Here is a 5169-nt window from a genome sequence, read left to right on the forward strand (position 1 = left end):
CCACCGTCCTGGCCGCTCAACGCCGCGAACGCACCCGCGTCCGCTCCGAACGCCAACAACGCTGGGGCCGACCACGATCACACGCCGCCTGAACCGAACCAGAGAACATTCGTGGCCAGCGCACTAGTGCCATCCGGTGACGGATCGTGGCGGTTCTGGCACCCTTGGGCGGGTGAGCGCGGTTACGGGGGCAACGACGTCGGCCGATGGCCCGCCGTCTGGAGGGCGGGACGGCCCGGTCGACTTCTTCATCTCGCACGCCAGCTCGGATTCGGACTGGGCCGAGTGGGTCGCCGCGACGGTGCAGGACGCCGGCTACAGCGTCGAGCTTGACGTGTGGCACTGGACCGCGGGAACCGGGTTCGTGGAGTCCATGAACGCGGCACTCAATCGAGCCGGACGGGTGCTCGCGCTGGCCAGCCCGGACTACTTCGCCCGGACGTGGACGAAGGCGGAGATGAACGCCGCGTTCGTCCAGCAGGCGAAGGAGGAAGGCTTCCTGGTCCCAGTGCTGATCCGGGCCTGCACCGAGGACGAGTACCCGCCCCTGCTGAAGCCGCTGATCCGCATCGAGCTGGCTGGCCTCGACGAGACCACCGCTCGCGCCCGACTACTGGGCCAGCTCGCCGGCCGACGTCATCGTCCGGCTGGGATCACCTTCCCATTCCCAGGCCCGGCGGTACCGCCCGGGCTCGCCCGGGGCGGGGTTGGGCCGCCCGCGGTGTTCCCGGGCCGGCTGCCTCCGGTCTGGGGGCCAGTGCCGGCGCGGAACCTGTTCTTCACCGGCCGCGACAACTTGCTCGCCGACCTGCACAACCGGCTCACCGCCGGGCCGGGCCGGATGACGGTAGCAACGCTGCAGGGGTTCGGGGGAGTCGGCAAGACCCAGCTGGCTATTGAATATGCCTGGCGCTACGCCGCCGATCTCGACGCCGTCTGGTGGGTCGACGCCGAAACCCTAACCTCCCTGACGTCAGGTCTGGCCGGCCTGGCCACCGCCCTCAGTGTCGGCGCCGGAACCGAACCTGAACGCGCCTCCGCGGCACTCGCCGAACTCGGCCGTCGACGCAACTGGCTCCTCATATACGACAACGCCATCGATCCAACCGCCATCGCGGGCCTCCTTCCGCCTCGGTCGGGCCGGCTGATTGTGACCTGCCGTGACGAGAGTCTGCGCCGGGTCGTCGGCGACCTGCTCGGCGTCGCCGAGTTCACCCGCGACGAATCGATCGCCCTTCTGCGCCACCACGTCCCCGATCTGTCCGACACGGCGGCTGACCAGCTAGCCGAGGCGCTCGGCGACCTCCCCCTCGCCGTCGACCAGGCCGGCGCCTTCCTCGCCACCACCGGCATGAACGTCCACACCTACCTGGCTCTACTCGCCGACCAGCCCCAGGTACTCCTGGCCGACGACACTCCGCGGCACCTAGGCCTGGCCAAGACGGTTTCCGCTGCGTACACCCAGCTGGCCACCGAGAATCCGTTCGCCGCAGCCCTGCTTGATCAACTCGCCTTGCTCGCCCCCGAACCCATCCCTCTCGCCGCAATCCCAACCGGTGACGTCCAGCCTGTCCGTGGCGCCCTACTGGTCGCGGGCCCTCTCGCCACCCACACCGCCCTCGCCGCGATCAGCCGCTACGCCCTCGCCCGCCGCACCGGCACCAACCTGCAGATGCATCGCCTCGTCGAGGCACTAGTCCGCGTCCTTGCGTACGACCGGACTCACCAGATCCTCGAAGCAACATTGGGCCTTCTCGGCACGGCTGATCCGGGCGACCCAACCAATCCTGAGGCCTGGCCCGCTTACGCCAGTCTCGCCCCGCATATCGTCGCCGCTGCCGCTCGGGTTCCCGCGACAGGCGAGGTCAGTGAGCCGCCCCCTTTCCGCTCTTTGTTTCTTCGTACCTGCAGGTATCTGGACAGAGCGGGCCAGAGCCGTGATGCCCATGCACTCGCGGAGACCGCTCGCGCCCGGTGGGCCGTCAATCTCGGCACCGATCATCCCGATCGACTGATCCTCGTGAACATATTGGCCATCACCGCCATTTCGCTGGGTAAGTTCGCGGAAGCGCGGACATTGGCCGCGGATGCATGGAGGCGCCAGCTGCAGATTCTCGGCGCCGACCACGTCGCGACACTGAATTCGGCGAATACCCTCGTAGTGGCGATGATTTTTCTTGGAGATTATGAGTCCGCGAGAGCTCTGGCGGAGGACACATTTGATCGTCGGCGGCAGCTGCTGGGCGATGACAACCCCGAAACCCTTACCTCGGCGGGCAACTTTGCCATGGTCTTGGGGCAACTCGGTGAGCGAGGAGCCGCGCGAACACTCGCCGAGGACACCTTGGCACGCCGGCGACGAGTACTCGGAAACGACCATCAAGAAACGCTGAGCTCGGCGGCGACTCTCTCGGTCCAGCTGGCCGAGCTTGGCGAGTACGAGGCAGCCCGCTCGCTGGCTGAGGACACGTGGGAGCGTCGGCGTCGAGTGCTGGGAAGCGACCACCCGGAGACGCTGGTGTCCGCGGCGAGCGTAGCTGTCCTGCTGGCCGAGCTTGGCGAGTACGAGGCGGCCCGCTCGCTGGCTGAGGACACGTGGTGGCGTCGGCGACAGGTGCTCGGTGATGACCATCGTGACACATTGAGATCAGCGACCAACCTCGCGATCGAACTCGCGACACCGGGCGAGCGCCAGCGCGCTCTGGCGCTCGCCGAGGATGCCTTGGCCCGCTTTCGGCTACTGCTGGGTGACGAAAACTCGGACACTCGACTGTGCGAGAACGTCGTTCAATGGCTGAAGACCGCCACCCTGGTTGATTGATTCTGATCTCTATTTGTTCTTAAGGCGAGAAACCTCCCGTTCGAGTCTGTGAACCTTTTGAGTCAGCGCCTGAATGGCGGTGATCAATACTCCGGCCACATCCACTGTGGCGATCGTTGTATTGTCATTCCCAAGGCCGAATTTCTCGTACCAGTCCTGCGCCATTGGACCGAGGTGTCTTATCTGAGGATCTTCCCAGTCATAACGCCAGGTGCTCGTCGGGAGACTTTCGAGCGCTTGCAGTAGCGCGAACCCGTCGAGTCCGCTTCCGTCATCCAGTGTGGGGTTCGCTTGCTCGCTAGCATTCGACCACCTGACTGGTAGAACATCACGCTTCAGCGTGCGGTCGCTTTTCACGCCGCCGCCGTCACCGCCACCCCAATCGCGGAATCGCCGCACATCGCCATCGAGCTCGTCCCATCGGCGTCGCCAGGAGTATAGATCCACCTCGGTGTCGCCCAAGGCCTTCTGCGCGGCTACGAGTATTGGGAGGACTTTATCCCAGTCTCTTACCGCGAGGGAAATGGGATCTAGGTTGTCGTCGGAACTTGAGCCTGTGGCGCAAGGGGGCCCGCCGAGTGTGGAGGCGCTAATTTCTGCGCGTCTCATCAGGCGTCCAAGGTCGCGCGCAAAATTCTTCCAGCGATCCATATAGGCCCCCGAAACATTCATGTTAACTTCTGGCGGGTTCTCTGTGCATGGTAGAATACGCATCCGCGAAGGGCTGTCTGTTCGGGGGCTGGTCTCAGGGGCACTGTTGCATCGGCGAAGTCCGCCATCACGCGGCTGCCGATCGGTCATGATCGAACGATGCGTCGACGTCGTGTCCGTCCACCGGCTCCGACGTCGGAGTTCGTCGGGGGTAGGACGCCACCTCCACCAACCCCGCCCGGAAGGCCCCGAACACCAATCGGGCCGGGATTCCCCGCGCCCCCACCGGCAGCCCAGCCAGCACATCGATATAGCCGGTCAACACCTCGGCGTCGAGATCGGCGATGTCTCCGCGGTAGGCAGGGGTCAGCGTGGCGGCGATATGCCGCAGCGCCGGCATCGCCATCCCCGCCGCCGCCACCTTCCAGGCGTCCGCGTCCCGCGAGCGCAGGAGAAACGCCCATACCGCGTTCCGGGTCGCCAACGGTGTCTGCGGCCGGGTCACCTCCACCCGCAACTCCCGCAGGCCGAACCAGCGGTCCGCCAGCCCCGGGAAATCAGCGCCGTTCACGCCCAGCCCGCCCGGGGATTCCGTCAGCGTCAGGAAGGTCGACTCGACCCGATCCAACGATGATTCCGCCGTGTTCTCAGAGTCGTGCACCACGATTGATGGACTCCCGTCCGTAAGGCCCTGTGTTCCGTCGGCCTCAAGGACGCCACAACCCATCTGACGGTGATCTGACACTCGTCCACACCCAGGTAGGCGCGGCGAAGAGGCGTCCGGACGCGACCTGACGGTGATCTGACACTGATCTGACGGTGATCTGACTCTGATCAGAAACATCGCCGCGAACCCCGCAGATGATCAGAGTCAGATCACCGTCAGACACCCTGGACTTCACTCGGACCCGAACAGCCCCCGGCCACCAGCCGCCCTTTCCTCAAGCGGCGAACTGGCGACACCCTGTTACGGAGGAACCGAGTGCCTCAGCCCCGCCCCACCCGAACCGATCAGCCGCGGATCATTCCGCTCACTGTCTGGCCCACCATCACCCCGGAAATCCCCGGGTCTCTGCCCGCCGATGCCGCGGCCCGCGCCATCGCGACCTTCAGCCACACCGGAGATCTCGTTATCGGTATCGACGACGCCGGAATCCTCATCGGCGCCGCCGACTACCTCCAGCGCCGATACCTCGCACTCCACCGCACCCCTCGGCCCGCCGCCACCCCGATGCTCACGCACTGCCGGGAACGTGGCGCCGGACTCATCATCGACCACCCGCCCACCACCACCCCGGAAAAGCTCCTCCCTGACTTGAGCACGCTTGTGGGAATACTCCGCCCGGGGGGATACCTCCTCACCGTGCACACCCCCACCGGCGGGGCGAACGACCCGCTCGCGGACACCATCACCGCCGCGCGCGCCGCCGGCCTGCGCTACCTCCAGCACATCATCATCCTCACCAGCCCGATCCACGACGACGAACTCCACCCCCCGACGGAGATCTCCTCCGACCACGGGATGCTGGAGCCCGTCCACACCGACCTGGCCGTGTTCACCCGGCCCGGTGGTGCGCGTGGCTGACCGGCACACCCCTATTCCCCTCACCGTCTGGCCGGTGTCGCGATGACGGCACGACCGAGACGATCCACGACCTGCTGCGTTGGCTGGTTCGTGAGCACCATCGCAGGAAAGC

4 protein-coding genes and 1 pseudogene are annotated in these 5169 nt (G+C 66.1%); 3 read left to right on the top strand and 2 right to left on the bottom strand.

What is annotated here, in order from left to right; translation table 11 throughout:
• Positions 1–172 precede the first annotated feature (172 nt).
• Positions 173–2821, top strand: a complete 2649-nt coding sequence (fxsT, locus tag FMEAI12_RS32735) for an FxSxx-COOH system tetratricopeptide repeat protein (RefSeq protein WP_160144368.1) — start codon at positions 173–175, stop codon at positions 2819–2821.
• Between the two features lie 9 nt (positions 2822–2830).
• Here the strand turns inward: fxsT and FMEAI12_RS36380 are convergent, their stop codons facing one another.
• Together FMEAI12_RS36380 and FMEAI12_RS32740 are read right to left on the bottom strand one after the other, a co-directional pair.
• Positions 2831–3283, bottom strand: coding sequence for a tail fiber domain-containing protein (locus tag FMEAI12_RS36380; protein WP_160144369.1), 453 nt, complete (start codon positions 3281–3283; stop codon positions 2831–2833).
• Positions 3284–3599: 316 nt separating this feature from the next.
• A complete protein-coding gene (locus FMEAI12_RS32740; protein ID WP_235014957.1) occupies positions 3600–4100 on the bottom strand; it encodes a hypothetical protein in 501 nt (166 codons plus the stop codon).
• Positions 4101–4454: 354 nt separating this feature from the next.
• Here FMEAI12_RS32740 and FMEAI12_RS32745 point away from each other — a divergent pair, with 354 nt between their 5' ends.
• Together FMEAI12_RS32745 and FMEAI12_RS40345 are read left to right on the top strand one after the other, a co-directional pair.
• Positions 4455–5057, top strand: coding sequence for a hypothetical protein (locus tag FMEAI12_RS32745; protein WP_112109027.1), 603 nt, complete (start codon positions 4455–4457; stop codon positions 5055–5057).
• A gap of 29 nt (positions 5058–5086) precedes the next feature.
• Positions 5087–5169: pseudogene (locus tag FMEAI12_RS40345) on the top strand (IS5/IS1182 family transposase); the annotation flags it as partial.

The sequence above is a fragment of the Parafrankia sp. Ea1.12 genome (genome assembly GCF_900465275.1).
GTDB classification, from domain to species: Bacteria; Actinomycetota; Actinomycetes; order Frankiales; family Frankiaceae; genus Parafrankia; species Parafrankia soli.